The sequence below is a fragment of the Pseudoscardovia suis genome (genome assembly GCF_002797875.1).
GTDB classification, from domain to species: Bacteria; Actinomycetota; Actinomycetes; order Actinomycetales; family Bifidobacteriaceae; genus Pseudoscardovia; species Pseudoscardovia suis.
The window spans coordinates 244,713-267,084 of record NZ_PGFC01000003.1; the positions used below are offsets into that span (position 1 = coordinate 244,713).

16 protein-coding genes and 1 tRNA gene are annotated in these 22,372 nt (G+C 59.9%); 7 read left to right on the plus strand and 10 right to left on the minus strand.

Annotation, left to right across the window (positions count from 1 at the left end; genetic code table 11):
• Nucleotides 1–133: 133 nt before the first annotated feature.
• From fusA to CLV65_RS05290, 6 genes are all read right to left on the minus strand, one after another.
• Nucleotides 134–2,260, minus strand: coding sequence for an elongation factor G (fusA, locus tag CLV65_RS05260; protein WP_094690892.1), 2,127 nt, complete (start codon nt 2,258–2,260; stop codon nt 134–136).
• A 34-nt stretch (nt 2,261–2,294) separates the two neighbouring features.
• A complete protein-coding gene (gene rpsG / locus CLV65_RS05265; RefSeq protein WP_094661390.1) occupies nt 2,295–2,765 on the minus strand; it encodes a 30S ribosomal protein S7 in 471 nt (156 codons plus the stop codon).
• A gap of 5 nt (nt 2,766–2,770) precedes the next feature.
• Entirely contained in the window at nt 2,771–3,142 is a 372-nt protein-coding gene (rpsL, locus tag CLV65_RS05270; RefSeq protein ID WP_094690893.1) for a 30S ribosomal protein S12, read from the minus strand.
• A 276-nt stretch (nt 3,143–3,418) separates the two neighbouring features.
• Nucleotides 3,419–4,870 carry a hypothetical protein gene (locus CLV65_RS05275; RefSeq protein WP_157847227.1) on the minus strand — a complete coding sequence of 484 codons (1,452 nt, stop codon included), beginning with the start codon at nt 4,868–4,870 and terminating at the stop codon, nt 3,419–3,421.
• An 83-nt stretch (nt 4,871–4,953) separates the two neighbouring features.
• Entirely contained in the window at nt 4,954–6,162 is a 1,209-nt protein-coding gene (locus CLV65_RS05285; RefSeq protein ID WP_094690895.1) for a putative RNA methyltransferase, read from the minus strand.
• 218 nt (nt 6,163–6,380) lie between these two features.
• Nucleotides 6,381–6,968 (minus strand): hypothetical protein, encoded by a 588-nt coding sequence (locus CLV65_RS05290; protein ID WP_094690896.1) that lies wholly within the window; start codon nt 6,966–6,968, stop codon nt 6,381–6,383.
• Between the two features lie 142 nt (nt 6,969–7,110).
• On the opposite strand from CLV65_RS05290, the gene CLV65_RS05295 reads away from it, so the two are divergent.
• From CLV65_RS05295 to CLV65_RS05310, 4 genes are all read left to right on the plus strand, one after another.
• On the plus strand, nt 7,111–7,767 hold the full coding sequence (locus CLV65_RS05295) for an amino acid ABC transporter permease (protein ID WP_169713371.1): 657 nt from the start codon (nt 7,111–7,113) through the stop codon (nt 7,765–7,767).
• A complete protein-coding gene (locus CLV65_RS05300) occupies nt 7,754–8,428 on the plus strand; it encodes an amino acid ABC transporter permease (protein WP_094690898.1) in 675 nt (224 codons plus the stop codon). The genes CLV65_RS05295 and CLV65_RS05300 overlap by 14 nt, the downstream gene beginning before the upstream one ends.
• Entirely contained in the window at nt 8,421–9,383 is a 963-nt protein-coding gene (locus CLV65_RS05305; protein ID WP_094690899.1) for an amino acid ABC transporter ATP-binding protein, read from the plus strand. The genes CLV65_RS05300 and CLV65_RS05305 overlap by 8 nt, the downstream gene beginning before the upstream one ends.
• Before the next feature lie 221 nt (nt 9,384–9,604).
• Nucleotides 9,605–10,447: a cysteine ABC transporter substrate-binding protein gene (locus CLV65_RS05310; RefSeq protein ID WP_406606552.1), complete on the plus strand. Its 843-nt coding sequence runs from the start codon at nt 9,605–9,607 to the stop codon at nt 10,445–10,447.
• A gap of 950 nt (nt 10,448–11,397) precedes the next feature.
• Here CLV65_RS05310 and CLV65_RS05315 read toward each other — a convergent pair.
• Together CLV65_RS05315 and CLV65_RS05320 are read right to left on the minus strand one after the other, a co-directional pair.
• Nucleotides 11,398–11,470: transfer RNA gene (locus CLV65_RS05315), tRNA-His, on the minus strand.
• A 195-nt stretch (nt 11,471–11,665) separates the two neighbouring features.
• Nucleotides 11,666–12,790, minus strand: coding sequence for a glycosyltransferase (locus CLV65_RS05320; RefSeq protein ID WP_420848382.1), 1,125 nt, complete (start codon nt 12,788–12,790; stop codon nt 11,666–11,668).
• A 396-nt stretch (nt 12,791–13,186) separates the two neighbouring features.
• Here CLV65_RS05320 and purT point away from each other — a divergent pair, with 396 nt between their 5' ends.
• The 3 genes from purT to CLV65_RS05335 all read left to right on the plus strand — a co-directional run bounded on the left by purT (nt 13,187) and on the right by CLV65_RS05335 (nt 19,552).
• Nucleotides 13,187–14,551 carry a formate-dependent phosphoribosylglycinamide formyltransferase gene (gene purT, locus CLV65_RS05325; RefSeq protein WP_094690901.1) on the plus strand — a complete coding sequence of 455 codons (1,365 nt, stop codon included), beginning with the start codon at nt 13,187–13,189 and terminating at the stop codon, nt 14,549–14,551.
• Between the two features lie 237 nt (nt 14,552–14,788).
• Entirely contained in the window at nt 14,789–15,529 is a 741-nt protein-coding gene (gene purC / locus CLV65_RS05330; protein WP_094690902.1) for a phosphoribosylaminoimidazolesuccinocarboxamide synthase, read from the plus strand.
• A 288-nt stretch (nt 15,530–15,817) separates the two neighbouring features.
• Nucleotides 15,818–19,552: a phosphoribosylformylglycinamidine synthase gene (locus CLV65_RS05335; RefSeq protein WP_094690903.1), complete on the plus strand. Its 3,735-nt coding sequence runs from the start codon at nt 15,818–15,820 to the stop codon at nt 19,550–19,552.
• A gap of 273 nt (nt 19,553–19,825) precedes the next feature.
• Here the strand turns inward: CLV65_RS05335 and CLV65_RS05340 are convergent, their stop codons facing one another.
• Nucleotides 19,826–21,025 (minus strand): DUF6591 domain-containing protein, encoded by a 1,200-nt coding sequence (locus CLV65_RS05340; RefSeq protein WP_094690904.1) that lies wholly within the window; start codon nt 21,023–21,025, stop codon nt 19,826–19,828.
• Entirely contained in the window at nt 21,003–22,364 is a 1,362-nt protein-coding gene (locus tag CLV65_RS05345; protein ID WP_094690905.1) for a YML083C domain-containing protein, read from the minus strand. The genes CLV65_RS05340 and CLV65_RS05345 overlap by 23 nt, the downstream gene beginning before the upstream one ends.
• Nucleotides 22,365–22,372: the final 8 nt, after the last annotated feature.

Sequence of the window (22,372 nt, forward strand, 5' to 3'; positions counted from 1 at the left end):
CATGCCCCAAACCTATCGAACGTTATCTTATAGGTCGTGCATGACAGCCGACGTGGCGAACGCTTCAAAGCAGTGCCCACGGCGGGGCGACGGACGCAATCATAGCAATCGCGCCGCCCCGCCATGCGGGCGACTACTCGCCGCGCTGGGACTTGATGATCTCGTCGGCGACGGCCTTCGGGACCTCGGCGTAGGAATCCATCTGCATGGTGAACATGGCGCGACCCTGGGTCTTGCCACGAAGATCACCGATGTAGCCGAACATCTCGGAAAGCGGCACCTTGGCGTCGATGACCTTGACACCGGTGGCGTCGGTCATGGACTGGATGGAGCCACGACGGGAGTTCAGATCGCCCATGACATCGCCCATGTACTCTTCCGGAGTACGAACCTCGACGGCCATGATCGGCTCGAGGATGACGGGCTTTGCCTTGACAGCGGCTTCCTTGAAGCACATGGAGCCAGCGATCTTGAAGGCCATTTCCGAAGAATCGACCGGGTGCATCTGGCCATCGATGAGCTCTGCCTTGACGCCGACCACGGGGAAGCCCGCGACCACGCCGGACTGCATGGCTTCCTGCACGCCAGCCTCGACGGACGGGATGAACTCCTGGGAGATGTGGCCGCCGGTGACCTTGTCTTCGAAGACGAAGTCCTTGCCAGCCTCTTCCTCGTTCGTCGGGTCGATCGGCATGAAGTTCATGAGGACCTTTGCGAACTGGCCGGAACCACCGGTCTGCTTCTTGTGGGTGTAGCCCTCGTTGAGCACAGGCTTGCGAATCGTCTCGCGGTACGCGACCTGCGGCTTGCCCACGTTGCACTCAACGTGGAACTCGCGGCGCATACGGTCGACGATGATGTCGAGCTGGAGCTCGCCCATGCCTGCGATCAGGGTCTGGCCGGACTCTTCGTCGGTCGTGACCTGGAACGTCGGATCCTCGTCGGAGAGGCGAGCAAGAGCGTTGCCCATCTTCTCCTGATCGTTCTTCGTCTTGGGCTCGACGGCGACCTGGATCACAGGATCCGGGAAGGTCAGGGACTCAAGAGCGATCGGAGCGTTCTCGTCGCACAGCGTGTCGCCGGTGGTGACGTTCTTCAGGCCGATGAACGCGTAGATGTTGCCGGCGAGAGCCTGCTCGACCGGAATCTCCTTATCGGCGTTCATCTCGAACAGCTTGCCGATGCGTTCCTTCTTGCCCTTGGTGGAGTCCAGCACGGTGTCGCCGGGCTTGCACTCGCCGGAGTAGACACGCACGTAGACGAGCTTGCCGTAGAACGGGTGAGCGGCAATCTTGAAGGCCAGTGCGGAGAAGTGCTCGTCCTCGCTGGGCTTGCGATCGATCTCGACGGATTCGTCGGACGGATCGTAGCCGACGATTGCCGGCACGTCCACGGGGGACGGCAGGTAGTCGACGACAGCGTCCAGCATCGGCTGCACGCCCTTGTCCTTGAATGCAGAGCCGCAGAACACCGGGTATGCCTCGGAGGCGATCGTCAGCTTGCGGACGGCCTTGCGGATCTCGTCCTCAGTGATCTCTTCGCCGGCGAAGTACTTCTCCATGAGGGCGTCGTCGGTCTCGGCGACGGTCTCGAGAAGCTCATCGCGGTACTTGTCCGCGGTCTCCTTGAGGTCCTCAGGGATGTCGGTCGTGTCGTAGTGAGCGCCCAGATCCTGGGTGTCGTGCCACACATAGGCAACCATGCGCACCAGGTCGACGACGCCGGTGAACTCGTTCTCAGCGCCGATCGGGATCTGCATGACGATCGGCTTAGCACCGAGCTTCTGCTTGATGGTGTCCACCGAGTAGAAGAAGTTGGCGCCGAGCTTATCCATCTTGTTGACGAAGCAGATACGCGGGACGTTGTACTTATCGGCCTGACGCCACACAGTCTCGGACTGGGGCTCCACGCCTTCCTTGGCATCGAACACGGTCACTGCACCATCGAGGACGCGCAGAGAGCGCTCCACCTCGGCCGTGAAGTCCACGTGGCCAGGGGTATCGATGATGTTGATCTTGAACTTGTCCTTGGTGTCGTGGGACTGACGGCTCCAGTAGCAGGTGGTCGCAGCAGACGTAATGGTGATGCCGCGTTCCTTCTCCTGTGCCATCCAATCCATCGTCGAAGCGCCATCGTGGGTCTCACCGATCTTGTAGTTCTTGCCGGTGTAGTACAGGATGCGCTCGGTGGTGGTGGTCTTGCCTGCATCGATATGCGCCATGATACCGATGTTGCGGATCTTGCTCAGATCTTCAGCCATTTATATTCCTTAGCTTTCGTAAGCGAATGTGGAACTACCAGCGGTAGTGAGCAAAGGCCTTGTTGGCCTCTGCCATCTTGTGGGTATCCTCGCGACGCTTCACGGAAGCACCCAAGCCGTTGGAGGCATCAAGGATCTCGTTGGCGAGGCGCTCAGCCATCGTCTTCTCACGACGAGCGCGGGAGAAGTCGGTGAGCCAACGCAGCGACAGGGTGTTGGCACGGTTGGGCTTGACTTCGACAGGCACCTGGTAGGTGGCGCCGCCGACGCGGCGGGAACGCACCTCGAGGGACGGACGAATGTTGTCAAGAGCGCGCTTGAGGACAGCGACCGGCTCCTGGTCGGTCTTCTCCTTCACGATATCAAGCGCGGAGTACACGATGGCCTCAGCCTTGGACTTCTTGCCATCGAGGAGAATCTTGTTGATGAGCTGTGCGACAACCGTCGAACCGTAGATCGGATCGGGCTGGAGCTCGTGCTTCTTTGCGGGTCCTTTACGTGACATTCTGGTTACTTCGCCTTCTTTGCGCCATACAGGGAACGACCCTGCTTACGGTCCTTAACGCCTTGGGTATCGAGAGCGCCACGCACGATGTGGTAACGCACACCCGGCAGATCCTTCACACGGCCGCCGCGCACCAGCACGATGGAGTGTTCCTGAAGGTTGTGGCCCTCGCCCGGGATGTAGGCGGTGACTTCCACGCCGGAGCTCAGGCGCACACGGGCAACCTTACGCAGTGCCGAATTCGGCTTCTTCGGGGTGGTGGTGTAAACACGGGTGCAGACGCCGCGGCGCAGCGGAGAACCCTTGAGAGCCAAAGTCTTGGACTTCTTCGACTTCGGCTTACGTCCCTTGCGGACGAGCTGTTCAATCGTAGGCAACTTGTTATCTCCGATTTATAATCGATGTTCTTCACGTGGGGGCCGCCACACTGCGGCTACCGCACGGTTGTTTAACACCCGAAATCGGATAGCCCTGGTCCACCGGCCCGATGGCCCGTCGCCCTGTCTGACGCATTGCTGCGCGGAGTCATAAGGCTCGGGGGTATCCCGCTCGGACGGCTTAACGCCGTCAACGGCACACACAAATAGAAAGTATACCGCCTGCATGGACCACGCCACGCCGAAGGCAATCGAAAACGTAACGCCATGGCGGCGCTACCGCGTCAGGTCCTCCGCATCGTCTGCATCATCCCCATCATCGACGTCATCATCCCAGTCGTCGTATTCGCCGGATTCCTCGTTTTTTTGGAACTGCTCGGCGTAGTCAACGGCAGTCTGCTCGTCGTCAGTGAGGCGACCCTCCTGGGAACGACGCGCCGCGACGGCGAGGAAGTCCTCGACGATGGTGTCAGCGTCGTCGAAGGCGAAAATCCCCGGCGTACCCGCATCATCCTGTTCGATGAGCACGGTGAGCATGCGGGCGATGTCGGCGAATTCTTCATCCGTCAAATCGCCGTCGGCAAGCAACTGCGCCGCGCCGCCTTTCTCAAAGCAGGGTATGACGGAATACACCGCGCCCGTGGTGTTGTGCCAGCCTTCGTGCAACAGCCACGCACGCTGCTCGTCCGTCTCGGGCTCCAAAGCATCTACGCAATGGATGCGACCCCACCCCTCCACATGCTTGGCAAGGTCAAAAATCTCATCATTGGCATCGGGAAAACCCTCCATGGCTGTCACCACGAATAGCGTGAATTCATCGCAACGACCCAGAATCCGCAGCATGTCCTTGACCGGATTGGGAAGGTCGAACTTCTCAATCATGATGAGACCGTATTTGACGGTGAAAGGATCCGCGCCACGCGCCACAAGGGTCACACCCACGCGCAGTAGATTGCTAAGGAACCGTTGGTCATCCGCCTCGTCGGAAATCGCTTGGATCATCGTCTCCTCCGCCTCAATGGCAGGCAGCGAATCCACCAAGTCATTGAGCAAATCGATGGCTGTGCCTTCGTCATTGTCTTTTATGGCGTGAATGAGACCATGAATGGCCACGACCTGTTCCGGGGTCGGGTCCTCCACGCCCGCACCGTAGAGCTCCATGCCATCGGCGAAACCATCGGCGTATTGCGATGAGGCGAGGTAAGCTCTGTCGCCCTCCCCCTCATCGTCTTCGTCATCGATGTATGCAGACTGGGACCGCGCAAGGTCGTTCAAACCGTCTGTGATGTCTTCATACCCTGGAGCGAACGAGATGAGGCTGAATCCACGCGGAAGCATGCCATCGTCACCGATATGGGAAGCGATGATGGACAGGATGGGTTCAGGGCCATCCTCGTCATCCTCGTCATCCTCGTCATCCTCGTCATCCCCATCGTCATCGAAATCATCGGCATCATCGTCGAAAGCATCGCCGCCGAAATCGTCACCATCGAAATCAGCACCACCGTAATCAACACCGTCAAAATCGTCATCAAAGCCATCGTCTTCAGCGTCATCGCTGTCGAATTCAATGTCATCATCGCCGACCAGCCGGTCGTCACCGTCATCAGCCAGAGGCTCCGCCACGTAATCATGGGCGGGAATGTCCTCGCCGCCCCCATCGTGGGCAGCGCGCTCCCCTGTTATCGCGAAGCCTTCAGGATCGTCATCCTCAGCAGAATGCGACATGACATTGCCCCCTTATCTCAGCGGTAATCTCGAAGGCAATTTTACGGCACAACGGCGGCGACATGAACGCGCGCCCACCTTGTTTATCGATTGTTTACTTTGGATTGATTTGTGGTCTGCGCAATTGTATCCGGGGTTTCGTCCGGCCGCAGCACGCCCACAAGCACACGGGCGTCGATGGTGATGCGGGATACCATGATTTTCTGCCGCTGCGCTTCGTCAAGGCGGAACGCCAGAGGCGTCATGCCGATGAGTGTGGGCACACGCTCCGGCGGCACGTCGAAGGTTCGCGTGGCGGGGATCACCGCCGTGGTGTCACAATTGCGCTGGAAGATGCGCACCACATCACCCTCGTCATGGTCACCGTCTCCCAAAACGCGCCGTAGCTGCTCGAGATGCTGCGGACCAGGCACCACTTTCACCAGCATCCCGCCGGGGCGCAACACGCGGCGGAATTCACGGTAATTGGCCGGCGTGAACACATTGAGGATGCAATCCATGGAAGCATCAGCGAGCGCCAGGTTCGCCACATCATCCACGATCCATAGGTTCGGGTCTCCTCCCCCGGCGGCGAGGCGCACGGCATCCTTGGAGATGTCAGCGCCGATCAGCAGGGTTTCGGTGGGCGCGATAGGTCCCGTGCCGCTTGTTGCCTGAGCGGCGTTGGCTTGCGCTTTATCGACTTTCGCGTCTGTTGATTGAATGGCTTGGCGGATTCCGCGCAGATAATATCCTTCCGCGCATCCGGCATCGAGCACGCGGAACCGGTCGTTGGCGCAGGCGTCGGCGGCCGCCTGAGACGCCACATTCGCCACAGCCTGCAGCACATGGTCGTAATAGCCCCATGAAAGGAATTCGCGCCGCGCTTCGAAAAACGCCTTCGAATAGCCTTTGAGGGGCTTTTGGGTGGGGACGAAATTCACGTATCCCTTGTGCGACACATCGAATGTATGACCTGCCTCGCACACGAGTGCCGATCCACGCGGATGCAAGTCCATGCGCTCGTTGGCTTCGGCGACGTCCCGGCTATCGCGGCTATCGCGACCGTCGCGGCTATTGTCTGCGGGTTCTTCGATTGCTTTGGCGGATGCGGCGGCGCATACCGGGCAACGGAACAGCGCTGCATTGTCTATGTATTTGCGCATGCGAAGCGGAACCTGTCGGGCAGAAAGGCATTCGGCCTGGGATGGATCCTCCGATGGCTTGACATGAGGGGATGCGTGGTTGCCGGACGCGGTGACACTGGATACGCGACCGCCGGACGCGTAGTTGCCGAATGTGGTGTTGCCCAATGCGTGACTCCTTACTTACACGACGCGCAGTATGCGACGCGGCTTCTCGGCGCCGTTCTCTGCCTACAGTTCTCTGTGCCGCCGTTCCTTGTATCGCTGTTCCCTGTGCCGCAGTTCCTTGTGCCGCACATGCCTGCAGCACAATTCCCCGCATCACAATTGATTACCTGTGCCACGATTCCCTGCCCAATCGTCCATCGTCACGAACGTGCATGTCATCATGCCGCGACTGCGGGAGCAGCCCACAGCAGCATCAACCCGCAGAATGCAAGAAAAACGAACGCAACGGACATCGCCTGCCCTGCCCCACGCACATAACGGGAATACCGGCAGCGCCAAGGCTCGTCGGGATCGACACACAGCCAGTAGAAACGCCCCTCGTGAAAGTCCGAGCTCAACGTCGAGGCAAACACAAGGTCTTGGGACGGCGTGCAGTAAATATCACCGTCATATTGGTATTGGAAAAAGGGAGCATGCAAGGGCTGCAACTGCCCCGCCTCGTCCCGCGCATTGAGACCTGCGCGGACATCCTCCCCCAAATACACGCCCGGCACCCGGACCGTGCACCCGCCCTGACGCCGCCGACACAGCAGGGCCACCAGCAGAAGCACAACGAATCCACTCACCGCCATCACCAGCATTGCAAGGCGCTGCGAACGAAACGCTACGATCGCGGACACCACCAGCGCCACGAGCGCAACGACACGCAGAGTCTTGCGGATCACACGGCTTTGCGCGGCGGATTCATCGTCACCCAATGTGAGCAGCGAAATGCCGTACATCACCAATGCGACGTACACAATCATGACAGCGACAAACACCTTCCCCACTCTACCCGTCCGTTTGCCTCGACAGAATAAGAGGGTATCGAATTTGCCTATAGCGAATCGGTGCGTCAGAAAACTCAGGCGAGTACCTTACAAAGAGCACAAGAAGGAGGATTGCCGATTGTTCGACTGGTCTTTCGTAACACGCTACGCGCCATTCTTCGTCAATGGCGCCCTCATCACCTTGTATATTTCGGTGCTGGGCATAGCGTTGTCAATCGGCGTGGGATTCGTATGCGCCCTCGCGGAAATCACGCGCATACCGGTGCTACGGCAGATTGTGAGATTCTACATTGAATTGAGCCGCAATACGCCGTTGCTGATTCAATTGTATTTTCTGTACTTCGGCTTCCCCAAGCTGGGCATCGTGTGGAGCTCGGAAACATGCGCCATCGTGGGATTGGGATTCCTCGGCGGCTCGTACATGAGCGAAGCGTTCCGCGGCGGGTTGCAAACGGTGCCCGCATCGCAATACGAAGCGGCTTACGTGCTGGGGTTGTCGAAATGGCAGACGCTGCGCCGCCTAGTGCTGCCGCAGGCGTTCGGCCTGTGCGTGCCGGCCCTTGTGGCGAACGTCATCTTCTTGATCAAGGAATCGTCCGTCGTCTCGGCGATTGCGCTGGCGGACGTCATGTATGTCACGCGTGATCTGATCGGTATGTATTACAGCACCTACGAATCGCTGTTCCTGCTCATCGTGACGTATCTGGTGATTCTGCTGCCCATTTCACTGTTCGGCCTGTGGCTGGAAAGGAGGTTCGACTATGAGCGGCGTTGAACTGTTGCTGCAGCCTTCCGTCCTGCCTCGACTTCTCTCCGGACTGTGGGTGACCGTGTGGATCGCCGTCGTATCGGTTGCCGGCAGCATCCCCGTGGGTCTTGTCACCGGGTGGCTCATGACGCGGCGCAATGCATTCGTGCGTTTCCTCATGCGCCTGTACTTGGATTTCATCCGCATCATGCCGCAGCTGGCGTTGCTGTTCATCGCGTTCTACGGCTTGGCGCGCTTGTGGAATTGGAACTTGGACGCCACTGGCGCCTGCGTGCTCGTGTTCATCCTGTGGGGTGGGGCGGAACTGGGCGATCTGGTGCGTGCCGCGCTGCAATCCATTCCCGCCTCCCAATACGATTCAGCATACGTGCTGGGGCTTTCGACATGGCAGACGTATACGCGCATCATCATTCCACTGGCGTTGCGCCGTATGCTTCCTGCATCGGTGAACCTCGCCACACGAATCGTCAAAACGACATCCCTTGCCGTATTGCTCGGCGTGGTCGAGGTCGTCAAGGTCGGACAGCAAATCATCGACGTCTACCGTTTCCGCTGCCCCGATGGCGCATTGTGGATTTACGGCGCGATATTCCTCATGTACTTCTTCATCTGCTGGCCGCTGTCGCTGCTGGCACGCCACCTCGAAAGGAAGTGGTCCCATGACTGAATTTGCACAGTCTGATTTGTCACAGTCTGATTTGTCACAGCGTGATTTGGCACAGTCTGATGTTGCACAACCTAGCCTTGCGCAGGCGAACCTTGCACGCGACACATCCACACGCGACGCATCCGCACAAGCCTCGCCGGCTGATGATTCAGACAAGCCCGCGCTTTCCGTTCGCCATCTGACAAAGACCTATGCCCACGCCACGAGCCCCGTGCTCAACGACGTGTCATTCGACGTGCCGAAGGGCAAAGTGTTCGTGGTACTCGGCCCTTCAGGTTCAGGAAAATCCACGCTGTTGCGCGCAATCGCCGGACTTGAGCCCATTCAGGGCGGCACAATCGCCTTGCACGGGGACGTGATCGACGAAGGCAAGCCGGGGCGACTCACCGGGCGCAGCAAACGCGCAAGCGCGCTTCGCACCCGCATCGGCATGGTGTTTCAAAGCTATGACCTGTTCCCCAACAAAACCGTGCTGGGCAACATCACCCTGGCTCCCACGCTCGTGCTCAAGCGCAAGTCCAGCGATGTACGGGACGAAGCGATGCAACTGCTCGAACGCGTGCATCTGGCCGACCGCGCCAACTCATGGCCTCATGAGCTTTCCGGCGGCCAAAGGCAGCGTGTCGCAATCTGCCGTGCGCTTATCGAACATCCCGAGGTGCTGCTGCTCGACGAAATCACGGCGGCGCTTGACCCCGAGATGGTGCGTGAAGTGCTCGACGTGGTGCTCGAGCTGGCCGACAACGGACAGACGATGGTGCTGGTCACGCATGAGATGCGCTTCGCCGAGGCGATCGCCGACCATGTGATTTTGCTGGAGGATGGCTCGATTGTCGATAGCACCGACGATCCCAAGGAATTCTTCACGCATCCGCAGTCCGAACGAGCCAAAAAATTCCTCGGGTCGTTCGAATACAAGCGACACGACAGTCAACCGGCATCCGATCGGAGCTGAAAACGACTCAGCAGGTGCCGGCTGGACCAGTCGGTTCGGATGGACTAACCGGAACGGTACCGATCGACGCCGCAGAGGCGCGTCGGACGATACCACGAAACCAAGTTTTACCAACAACAATTTCAGAGAACAAGGAACAGCAAGGAGGACACATGTCTCTCACACTCACCACTGTGCGCAAGGCAACCCGCACAATCGCCGCACTCGCCACCGCCGCCATCATGGCGTGCGGCCTTGCGGCATGCGGCCCCAAGGCGGCAGTTCCGTCGGATTCCTCAGCATCGGCATCAGGATCCGCCTCGTCCAACGCCCAAGCGCGTTCGCTGGATGAAATCAAGAGCTCCGGCGTGCTCAAGGTCGCTGTGTTTTCCGACAAGGCACCGTTCGGCTATGTGGATGACCAGGGCAATTACGCAGGCTATGACGTCGTGTTCGCCGAACGCCTCGCCAAGGACCTCGGCGTGAAGCCCGAATACACATCCGTGGATCCCGCCGCACGCGTGGACGTGCTTACCTCGAACAAGGTGGACGTGGTGCTCGCCAACTTCACCGTGACCGATGACCGCAAGGAAAAGGTGGATTTCGCCGACCCCTACATGAAGGTGTCTCTGGGCGTCGTCTCCCCCAATGGCGCGGAGATCACCGATGTGAGCCAACTTGACGGCAAGACGCTGATCGTTGCCAAGGGCACGACCGCCGAGACATACTTCGAGCAGAATTACCCGAACGTGACGCTGCAGAAGTACGACCAGTACGCCGATGCCTACAATGCATTGCTTGACGGCCGCGGTGACGCGTTCTCGACCGACAACACCGAGGTGCTCGCCTGGGCCAAGTCCAACTCGGGCTTCACCGTGGGCATCACGAAGCTCGGCGATGCGCAGACCATCGCACCTGCCGTGCAGAAGGGCAACACGGAGCTGCTTGACTTCATCAACTCCGAAATCAAGCAGCTGGGCACCGAGAACTTCTTCCACGACGACTACAAGCAGACGCTGGAGCCGGTGTACGGCGACGAAGTGAACCCCGATGACATCGTGGTAGAAGGCGGAGTCGTCGACTGACGCACATCGCGACACCACCTGCAAGTCGCATCGTGCACAACCTGCATAAGACGCGGGATCGTTGGAATTCCAATGGTCCCGCGTTTCATTTTGCTGTGAGTGTGCAGGCGGACGATTGAGATGGTGGAGCGGAGCAACCGGAGCAACCAGGGCGGTCGCAAACCCCTGCCAGGTTGCGACGACGTAGGCAGCCAAGATACCGATGGCGACTCCTGCTTGCCTACGTCCATGTCGTAGACACGTCGTCGGCACATCCGGGCACTCCGGCCTGCGCCGCAGCTTGCACAGCCTGTATGTTTTCCAGTAATTCGTCTGTCGGAATCATGCAGGCTGTTTCGCTCTGGCGAGGAACACGAATCGAATATTCCCGACGGCGGTGTCAGGTTCCGTCGCGTCATCCCCTCTCCTCTCAACAAATACCACCATTGAAATCAGGCATACGAGAACCAAGTTCGACACCACGACATGCCTACGGGCACAACGCCTGCGGGGAGAATAAGCACTAACTTTGGTTCCTATATGCCGGAAGTTACAGGAACCCCATGGAATCCCCAACCTCCCCATCGGCGACAGACCCAGGATTCGCCGAACACGGAGGATACATGCCCGGAAAACAGGACCCAAACCTCCACCATCGGCGACCCACCAACTACTCGCCGAAAACGGCAGTTAGACCACCCCCAAAACAGGTTCCCTAACCTCCGTCATCGGCGACCCATTCATAGGGCGCCGAAAACGGAAGTTACAGACCCCGAAAACAGGTCCCAAACCTCCACCATCGGCGAGCCCCGGAACCCTCGCCGAAAACGGAAGTCAGCAGGCCAACCAAACACCACCAAACCTCCACCATCGGCGACAAATCCAGGATTCGCCGAACACGGAAGTTACAGGCACGGAACAGTGCGAGAAATGAAAAAGGTCTTGGAACTTCAAGTTCCAAGACCTAGGAGGGTGGGCGACGCGGCTCGAACGCGCGACCTCCTGAACCACAATCAGGGGCTCTACCTACTGAGCTACGCCCACCATCGCTGCTGTTGCTGAATTCCACGACTGGAACTTCAGCAGGCAACAGACGAAACTATACACGAATATCGCCACCCGTGTTCCGCGTGTCGCGAATTTATTTGGAAGCGCTTGTTCTCAAGAACGCACCCGCCGCCGCGTTGCATTGATTCTGCGAATTCCACGAAACTGACACGCCGCCTCACGCCACGCACCTCACAACACGCCATCGAAGTCAGCGATCGCCTCGCGTTCCATCGCGACGAACTTGTGCACGCACGACTCAATCGAATACTCCTCATGCGTGTGCTCGGCATACACGGCACCCCAATGGCTCAATTCGTCAGGATGCTCGATCCACCAGTCGATGCGCTGGGCGAGCATGACCGGGTCCCGAGCATCGAACAATGAGCGGTCGGTGAGGGCGAACTGCCCCGCCGCGCTCTGCGCGGATTTCGCAATCACCGGAACCAAACCGGATGCCATGCCCTCGAGCACGCTCAACGATTCAATATCCACGATCGAAGGATGCACCAACAAATCACATGAACGCAGCAACGCCGGCATCTGCGCATTGTCATGGAAGCCAATCGACCAGCGGCCCGGTAGCAGCTCCGCCGCCATATGTCTCAGTTCCCGCTGCAACGGACCGGTACCGCAAATCAGCAATTCGATGTCCTTGGCGTGACGGCTCAATGCAACCGCCCGAATCAACGTCGCATGATCCTTCTCGCTCGCAAGTCGCCCCGAGGCGACGATCCTGAACGGCCGAGGAGAGGGCGAACCAGGCTCGCGCTGCTGCTTGGGTGTGAACCGTGGCGCATATCCGTTGGAAATCACATGCAACCGCTGCCGGTAGCCGTGAGCCCGCAGCTGTGCCGCGATCATATGCGACGGCGTGTGGATATGCCGGATATGTCGGTACAACATCCGGTCGAACAACCAGTACAGAAAGGCCGACGCGCCGGGAACATAGCGCAATGGGCCAGCAGAATACAGGACGTTCTCCGGCTGCAGATGGAATCCGGCTGTCGCAGGAATTCCCATTTCATGCGCGGTGCGCACAGCCGCACGGCCATATTTGAATGGAAGATACACATGCACGACGTCCGCACCCTGGAATGCTTTGCGAAACATCTCGGCATCCGGCTGGGCAAATTGCATCTGCTGTTTTGCGGCAACCCAGGAAACCAGCGGAATATGCCGCTGCGCGACCGGATACTCCGGCGAGCCAATGCCGACCAGTCGAACGACATGGCCTTGTCGACGCAATTCACGGGCATACTGTAATGCGGAGTTCGATGTGCCGTTGCCTTCGTTGCCCGCGGTATCGACCACCAACGCAATGGTCAAAGGGGAATCCGACGCAGCCTGTGCAGACTGTGCAACCTGCCGGTCAACCGCTTTCGCGCCTTTCACGCCTGTTGTATGCTCTGCTTTTCCCATCTCACCCTCCTACTGTCCATCTCATCCTCCTGTTGCCTCTCCTGTTATTCTGTTTATTCTGTTTGTTGCCCGGTCAGCGCACGGCTGCCCCGCACACAAACACCAGCTCTGCGCATGCGCAGTTCCCATAGGAAGGCGTCAAGCAACACCATCGTTGCACTCACGCCTCAACTGTAACATCACACGCACTTCTGTAATGCCCCGCGCGCTCCTGCAGCATCCCGCGCGCTTGTATTACGTTAAGTCCCATGCGCTCCTTCACCGTCGGGCGGCAATGACACAATGAGACGCATGAGCAACGAATCAGGGACCGCATCCACCGAAGCATCCGAAACATCCACCGAAGCATCCACAGCATCCGCAACCGCCGCCCCCGCAGCCGCGTCCGCACCGCAGCAGACCGCCGTCGACTACACGCTCGGCACGCCACTGGGCAAGCACCCCACGAAGGTGCTGTTGCTGGGCTCGGGCGAGCTCGGCAAAGAAATCAGCATTGAGTTGATGCGCTTGGGCGCCCACGTGTGCGCCGCCGATGCTTATGAGGGCGCACCCGCCATGCAGGTCGCGCACGAATACCGCGTGTTCGACATGACCGACCCGGCGAAACTCGATGAAGCGATCGCAGATGTGCAACCCGACATCATCATCCCGGAGGTCGAGGCCATCGCCACGCAGGAATTGGAGAAAGCCGCGAACCGTGGGGTTCAGGTCGTGCCCAGTTGCCAGGTTGCCGCAATCTGCATGAACCGTGAGAGCCTGCGCGTGCTCGCCCATGAGACGCTCGGCCTGCCCACGACGCCGTATCGTTTCGCCGACAGCCTCGACGAGCTCAAAGCCGGCGCTGAGCAGGTCGGATATCCGTGCGTGGTCAAGCCCATCATGAGCTCTTCTGGCCACGGCCAGTCCGTCGTGCGCACGCCGGATGCTATCGAAGCCGCGTGGCATGAAGCCCAGGTGGGACGCCGCGCCGCCGCAGGGCACACCGACCAAGTGTCGCGCGTGATCGTGGAAGCTCTTGCGCCGCTCGACTACGAACTCACCGTGATCACCGTCAGCTCCAGCGATGGCATCGTGACATGCCAGCCGGTGGGGCACGTGCAGGTGGACGGCGATTATCGCGAATCCTGGCAGCCGGCGCGCGTGCCTTCCGACGTGCTCGAGAAAGCTCAGCACATCGCACGCACGATGGTGGGTGGCTTGGCGGATATCGCCCACAAGCATGGCGAAAAGGGCTGGGGCGTGTTTGGCGTGGAGATCTTCGTGCTCACGGATGGCCGCGTGCTGTTCAACGAAGTCTCTCCCCGACCGCATGACACTGGCATGGTCACGATGATTTCGCAGCGTCTCAGCGAATTCGCCCTGCATGCACGCGCCGTGCTTGGCGTGCCGGTCAGCGACAGCGAAGTGGAGCTGCTGCGTACCTCCGGCGTGTGCGCAAGCCGCGCGATCGTCGTCGAAGGCAAGGGGCAGGTGGAATTCTCCAATCTGCCGCAGGCACTGGCAATCCCCCAGACCGACGTGCGCATCTTCGGCAAGCCTGGCGTCAACGGCGGCCATCGCCGCATGGGCGTCGTGCTAGCTGCCGGCGCGGATGAAACCGACGCACGCAACCTGACGCGCCAAGTGCTCGACACGCTGCACATCACTGTGGACTGAACGGCGCTCAGAACCCTGGGGGCACCCTGCTTAACACTCCACCGACCCCATGGTTTTTGCCACCCGTTCACGGGTCAACATCAACCTAACCGTAAACCGCCTGCATGTCATGCCGGTCGCAGCGCTTCCCCGCTGTGCCTACCGCGTGGCATGTAGGCGGTTATTGGTACTGTGAAAGGGTTCGAGGAACTCCTGCTCCTTTGCATTCACAACTTTCATCGCATACGAAAGGCAATGATGGAGAAACTGGGCAAGCTCTACGAGGGCAAGGCTAAGAAGCTGTACGCAACCAACGATCCCGACGTTCTGTGGGTCGAATACATGAACCAGGCCACCGCCGGCAACGGCGCGAAGAAGGCGCAGATCCAAGGCAAGGGCGAGCTGAACAACCGCATCACCACCCTGATTTTCAAGCTGCTTGCGAAGCGCGGCATCCCCAGCCACTTCATCAAGCAGATTTCTGACAACGAGCAGCTCGTGCGCAAGATGACGATGTTCCCGCTGGAAATCATCATGCGCAACGTCGCCGCCGGCTCCTTCTCCAAGCGCTACGGCGTGAAGGAAGGTTCGGCCCTCAAGCAGCCGATCCTCGAGTTCTGCTACAAGAGCGACGAACTGGGCGATCCGTTCATCAACGATGATGACCTGCTGGCGCTGGGTCTGGCGACCCGCGAACAGCTGGAGGTCATCTCCGCCAAGACGCGCGAAATCAACCGCGCCCTCATCGACATCTTCAAGTCCATCGACGTGAACCTCATCGATTTCAAGATCGAGATGGGCGTGACCTCCGACGGCACGATCCTTCTGGCGGACGAAATCACGCCCGACACCTGCCGTCTGTGGAACGCCACCGCCGATGGCTCCATCGAGCACCTCGACAAGGATCTGTTCCGCCGCGATCTGGGCAACATCATCCCGGCTTACGAAGATATCTGCAGCCGCCTCGAGGACCTCGCCAAGTCCAAGGGCATCGCCTGATTCCAGGATTCGCTGGATTCAATCGCCGCGTTCACTCTCATGAATCGCACATGATTATCGGCGCAGGCAGGCTTGCGACGGATGCATCAATGGGATGCCCGCGCACGCCGGCCCGCGCCGATTTTCTATCTGCTTCCATGTGGCGGATTCCTCGAGTGGGAAACATCCGTGTGAACGACCGATGTACCAGTCAACAGGCAATACCCCGCACGCAACAGATGCAACAGCAAAACAGTCGCAATAACCAAACAGTCGCAATAGTCAAATAGTCACAGAAAGGACACCTCCGTGGTTTTTCGCATCTATGTGGAAAAGAAGCACGGCTTCGATGTCAAGGCTCAGCAGCTCACCAATGAACTGCGCACGATCCTGGGCATCGACGGCTTGCAGAATCTGCGGATGATTAACCGTTACGATGTGGAAGGAATCACGGAGGACCTGTTCCATTCGTGCGTCCCCACCGTGTTCAGCGAACCGCAGACCGATGATGCCTCCGAATCGATGCCCGCCGTGGGCAAGGATGACGTGGTGTTCGCCACCGAATTCCTGCCCGGCCAGTTCGACCAGCGTGCCGACTCCGCCAGCGAATGCATCCAGCTCATCAGCCAAGGCGATCGCCCTGCCGTGCGTTCCGCCATCGTGTATGTGCTCACCGGAAACCTGAGCGACGCGGACGTCGCCGCCATCAAGAAGTACGTCATCAACCCGGTGGAGGCACGCGAGGCGAGCCTTGAACCCCGCACGACGCTTCGCGTGGCAGTGCCCAAGCCGCAGCCGGTCGAAGTCATCGACGGTTTCCGCGACTACACGGACGACCAGCTGCAGGAGTTCATCGACGACCGTGGCCTGGCGATGGATCTGGCAGATGCACAGTTCTGCCGCCAGTATTTCGCCAATGAAGAGCACCGCGACCCCACGATTACCGAAATCAAGGTCATCGACACGTATTGGTCGGACCACTGCCGCCACACGACGTTCGGCACGCGTTTCACCGATGTGACAATCGATGACGCCGTGGTGAAGAAGGCGTTCGACAAATACCTGCAGATCCGCCATGAGCTCGGCCGCGACAGCAAGCCGGTGTGCCTCATGGACATTGGCACGATCGGCGCCAAGTACCTCAAGGCCAAGGGCATTTTGAAGAACCTTGACGAATCCAAGGAAATCAACGCCTGCACCGTCAAGGTGAAGGTGGATGTGGATGGCGAACAGCAGGATTGGCTGTTCCTGTTCAAGAACGAAACGCACAACCACCCCACCGAGATCGAGCCCTTCGGTGGTGCCGCAACCTGCATCGGCGGCTGCATCCGCGACCCGCTGTCGGGACGCAGCTACGTGTACCAGGCCATGCGCGTGACCGGCGCTGCAGACCCTCGCACGCCTATCTCGCAGACGCTGGAGGGCAAGCTGCCCCAGCGCCAGATCGTGACGAAGGCAGCCGCAGGCTACAGCTCCTATGGCAACCAGATTGGCTTGGCGACCGGCCAGGTCAACGAAATCTACCATCCCGGCTATGTTGCCAAGCGCATGGAGGTGGGCGCCGTCGTGGGCGCCACGCCGGCCAACCATGTGCGCCGCGAAGAACCGCAGCCCGGCGACGTGATCATCCTGCTGGGTGGTCGCACCGGTCGCGACGGCATCGGCGGTGCCACGGGCGCCTCCAAGTCGCACAACGTCGAATCCTTGGAGAAGGACGGCGCTGAAGTGCAGAAAGGCAATGCGCCCGTCGAACGCAAGCTGCAGCGCCTGTTCCGCCGCGGCGATGCGACGCGCCTTATCAAGCGCTGCAATGATTTCGGCGCCGGCGGCGTGTCCGTGGCTGTCGGAGAGCTTGCGGACGGCTTGTATGTGGACCTCAACAAGGTGCCGAAGAAGTACGAAGGCCTTGACGGCACGGAGCTGGCGATCTCGGAATCGCAGGAACGCATGGCTGTCGCTGTTGCAGCCGATGACGTGGAGGAGTTCCTCGGCTATGCCCGCGAGGAGAACCTCGAGGCGACTCCGATTGCGAAGGTGACCGAGGAGAAGCGCGTGCGCATGGTGTGGGACGGCGACGCGATCGTCGACCTGTCCCGCGCGTTCCTCGCATCGAACGGCGCACCCAAGCACCAGGACATCCACGTGGAAGCGGCACTGCCGTATGCCACGCCATGGCAGTCGGGCAGCCTCGCCGATCGCATGCACACCCTTGTCACTGATCTCAATGTGTGCTCGAACAAGGGACTTTCCGAACGCTTCGATTCCACGATTGGCGCGTCGACGGTGCTCATGCCCTTCGGCGGCCGCCGTCAGCTGACGCCGACGATGGCCATGGTCGCCAAGTTCCCTGTGGACGGCGAGACGACCACCGCTTCCGCGATGGCATGGGGCTTCAACCCCTACATCATGGAGAAGAACCAGTACACGGGCGCATACCTGTCCGTCGTCGAAGCCGTGAGCAAGCTCGTTGCCGCCGGCTTCCGCCGCGAGGATGCATACCTGTCGCTGCAGGAATACTTCGAGAAGCTGCGCGAAGAGCCGGAACGCTGGGGCAAGCCCACTGCAGCCGTGCTCGGCGCCCTCATGGCGCAACTCGATCTTGAGGTTGGCGCCATCGGTGGCAAGGATTCGATGTCCGGCTCGTTCGAAAACCTCGACGTGCCGCCGTCCCTCATCGCCTTCGCTGTGGCGGTTGGCCCCGCCGCACGCGCGGTTTCGCCGGAATTCAAGGGTGCCGGCCATCGCATTGCCTGCATCACCCCGATGTATGGCGATGACAAGCTCACGCCGACCGCCGAAGGCATGAAGCAGGCCATGGCTGCTGTCGAAGCCTTGGTGGCGGATGGCAAGGCGCTGGCAATCTCCACGCCTGGCTACGGCTGCGCCGCAGAAGCATTGTTCAAGATGACCTTGGGCAATCGCATCGGTCTCACACTGGAGCCCGAAGTGACGGCGGATGCGCTGTTCGCCCCGCTGTACGGCACGTTCTTCGTGGAACTCGCCGATGACGCGCAGCTGCCCAAGCCCACCACCGACATGTTCTGCTCCGTTATCGGCGCGACGACCGACAACTATGCATTCGCGGCAGCCGGCGAGACGCTTGACCTTAACGCGCTGCAGGACGCGTGGGAAGGCGGCATCGAATCCGTGTTCCCGTACCGTGGCGCAGGCAAGGCGGTGGAGACCGTCACGTCCGACGCGACGACGACGCGCCGCACCGCTCCCGCCTTGGCACAGGGGGCGAAGCCTCACGTGGTGATTCCGGTGTTCCCGGGAAACAACTGCGAATACGACTCGGCACGCGCCTTCCGTCGCGCAGGTGCTGACGTGACGACGCTCATCATCAACAACCTCACGCCGCAGGCTGTCGCCGACTCCACGGCACAGCTTGTGGACGAGATCCGCAAGAGCCAGATCGTCATGATCCCCGGTGGCTTCTCCGGCGGCGACGAACCGGATGGTTCCGCGAAGTTCATCACCGCGTTCTTCCGCTCCCCCGCCGTCACCGACGCGGTGCGCGACCTGCTCAAGAACCGCGATGGACTGATGCTCGGCATCTGCAATGGCTTCCAGGCGCTCATCAAGCTGGGCCTCGTGCCATTCGGCGACATTGTGCCGATGACTGACGCATGCCCCACCCTGACGTTCAACACCCTCGGCCGCCACCAGAGCCGTCTCGTGCGCACGCGCGTGAGCAGCGTAAAGTCCCCGTGGCTTGCCAAGACGAGCGTGGGTGACGTGCACACGATCGCCATCTCGCACGGCGAAGGCCGCTTCGTGGCATCCGATGATGTACTTGATTCCCTCAAGCGCAATGGTCAGATTGCCACGCAGTATGTTGACGAGAATGGCGTGCCAAGCATGGACCTCAGCGTGAATCCGAACGGTTCGCTGCTCGCCATCGAAGGCATCACGAGCCCGGACGGCCGCGTGCTGGGCAAGATGGGCCATTCGGAGCGCACGGGTGAGAACGTGTACCGCAATGTGCCCGGCGACAAGTTCCAGCCGTTGTTTGAAGGCGGCGTGGAGTACTTCACCGCGTAAGGCGCATTGCGCCTCGTAGGCGCTTGCCTCGCTCGTATGCAGAACGCAAATCGGCCCGTCGGTTATCCCGGCGGGCCGATTTGCATATGCGCATACAGGGGAACATACAGGGAAACGCGCCGGGGAACCGCATCGAGCACCGGCTGCCCGGCGCTGTGTGCTGTGGCTGCGTATCTGAAGCTGCATGAGCTTTTGATTCAGCGCATGGGGCAGCGCTTTTGTTATTCAGCGCTATGGGACTGCTATGGGGCGCTGCTTGGAACTGCTGAACCTCTATTGGGCGCTGCTGGAAGATGCGGAATCGCCTGCGCCGGATTCAGTGTCAGACGCAGCATCAGAGTCTGAGCTGGAATCAGTACTGGAGCTGGCGTCGGCGGATTGCGCAGTATCGGAAAGCAACAGCACATCGACGCTGCTGGCCCCGGAATTACTGGCGACGGTAAGCGTATAGCCATCCTTGGAGGCAAAGGATGTGGAACCGTCAGACGAGCTTTCCACAACCCACCCCATGTCTGTGCATTGCGAAACGTAGGAATCGTACACGGTGCTTGTGCCGGTCTCGAGGATGGAGAACGACATGCCTTCGTCGGTTTCGCGCACATCGTAATACACCTGCCCCGTAGGTTCGGGGATGCGCGCGGACATGGTGTCGCCTGGCCAGCCGCCGATCGTGCTGTCTGTGGTCACGGTGGCGGAGTTCGATGTGAACGAATACGCGTAATCATCGATGCTGCCGGCGGTCGCATCCACTGCAACCAGGCTCAATGACACCGGGCGGAACGCCGAAAGCTGACTGGCGTCGGTCAATTGATAACCGCCCAGTACACATGCCGAAGTCTCGCCGTTTGCCCCTGATAGGGAGTAGCTGCTCCCCGAGCAGCCGATTTTCCAGGTGGAGAGCTCGGAATCGTCGATGTCGCCGGTGAAACCACCCGTGATGGAATCCAATACCGCTTTCACGTCACTGGAGGAACCGGAGCTTTTCAGCGTGTATGTGACGGAGAAGCTTTTGATGGGCACGCCCATGGAATTCGTATATTGAAGGACCGTCTTGCCACCGTTCGACGCAACCGACCATGAGATGGTCTGGTCAGAGCCAAAATCAGCTGTGCCGTTCGAGCCGTCGAGTTGATACGTGGCGCCCAGACGTTCCAATGCGGCACTCGACCCATCAGAAGGCGCGTCTGAGGGAGTGGACCAATCCGAGGAATAGCCCGTCTGCGCTTCACTTCCCGAGGACCGCGATGCGAGGAACACCAGCACGGCGACGATGGCTGCGACAATCAGGATTCCCAAGGCAACGCCGACCGCTTCAGCGACCTTCACATTACGAGATGCTGTTGAAGCGGCACTGGCAGCGGTGTTGCTCGCCTTTGACTGCCTCGACGGCTTCGCCTTATCGGAGCCAGTGCCGCCGGAAACGGCAGGATCTGCGTCAGAGACATTCTTGCTATCGTGATGAGACAGCGCCATTGTGTTCCTCCCTTGGTTTCCCGTTCGTGTCATCAGCGCGCGGACGTGCACCTCGTCGTACGTTCCAACGCAAGCACATCCACCTTAATGCAAGCCGAAAACCTCGTGCCGCCTTGCCTGCCACGGACTTCACCATCTGCGCCGCTCCGTTTGCCACCGACGTGCCGTCAGCATAATGGCTGGCACCGGCATCCTGTGCCACTGATGCCATGTCAGCGACTGTCACGTCAGCGCGCGCGGATTTACCTAGCTGCGTTGGCGGCGGTGGCACTGGCATGAGTGAGCCTTGGGGCATGATCGCTGTGCTTCCTGTGGTGACGGGAAGATACGACTGGTCTGCCGACTGTTCGATGTCCGCCATGGCTGTGATCGGATGCGACCCAATGCGACGGCCTCTCACACCGGAGCCACCTTCCTGCATTGGCCGAGTGACCGCTTGGCTCCCGGGATGCCGTCCGGATATCACTACTCTGCCCGAGTTCCCCTGCTCCGCATCGATTCGTGCAGGTCTCGCTTCCGCCTGTACAATCCGTGCAGGATTAATATGCATAGGCTCGGCACGGGTGGTCTCGACTCCCGCCGACTCCATCCTTGTCGTTTCGGCAGGCGCCGCTTGAGCTCGGACAGATGTGGATGTGGCCGGATATGGCTCGCCGTGGTCGGATTCCACCCCTGGAGGGTTAATCCCTGCTGATTCCATTTTTGCCGCCTGGGTTGGACGCGACCCTTCAATGACATCTCCTGCACGAAGCACGGCAAGAAAGCCCGCGAACAATGCCTCCACATCGGAATGCACGTCCACACCGGAACGCGCTCCCCTTTCAGGATGCACACTGACAGCGTCATACACAGTCCCATCCGCTGCCTTGGCATCGCTGGACACATCGGCATCGCTGGAAGCGTTGGCATCACCAAAGACTCTGTCACCACTGGAGGCACCGATATCGCCTAAGGAATCATCCGCAAGCGGCACTGTGCCATCAGATGCCGCAGCAGGAAGGACAGTCACTGCAGAACCCTTGAGGCCCCGGTCGAAGACCGACACATCGTAAAGGATGCCGCTCGCATGTGCCCGGCAGCGAACAGTCATTCGTCCTATATCAAAGGATTCCACTGAAAAATACCTGTTGTTGCCCAGCACCGCCATGATCGTGGAATACACCGCATATGGACGCGCACGGTAGACACGAGTATGCGAAAACTCATCGTCGGCTTTGGTCTCGGCTTCGGCTTCGGTCTGAGTCTCACTGTCGGCCGGTTGGATTCCCGCGGAGGTGCCGCCTACCACATTGCTGCGATCGGCAGCACCAGTGTTCCCGTGCGCCCAAGCAACCGGCATAATCCCTC